Annotated in this window: 1 protein-coding gene; it reads left to right on the top strand. The window is 59.4% G+C overall.

Going from position 1 to position 234, the window contains the following annotated elements; genetic code table 11:
- On the top strand, window positions 1–102 hold a 102-nt coding region (locus BV911_RS19080), incomplete at its 5' end, for a transposase domain-containing protein (protein ID WP_139840173.1).
- Window positions 103–234: the final 132 nt, after the last annotated feature.

Raw genomic sequence — 234 nt, 5'->3', positions numbered from 1 at the left:
CCCGAAGCGTGGCTCACATGGGTCCTCCAGCGCCTGCCTGATCACAAGATCAATCGCATCGACGAGCTCATGCCGTGGAACTGGCAGGTCGAAAACGCCTGAGACCGCGCCAACACCGGACGGACACTTTATTGGAGCTTCGGGGCAAGTTATTGGAGATGCTGAACAAAGCGAAGCCCGCCTTGGGGGCGGGCCTGGGTCTTGATGGGTGTTCGCTAAAGTTGGTTGCGGGGA

The organism is Pseudoruegeria sp. SK021 (assembly GCF_002119405.1).
Taxonomy (GTDB): domain Bacteria; phylum Pseudomonadota; class Alphaproteobacteria; order Rhodobacterales; family Rhodobacteraceae; genus Meridianimarinicoccus.
The sequence above is the reverse complement of the archived record's forward strand: the minus strand, read 5'-3'. Positions and strand labels throughout refer to the sequence as shown.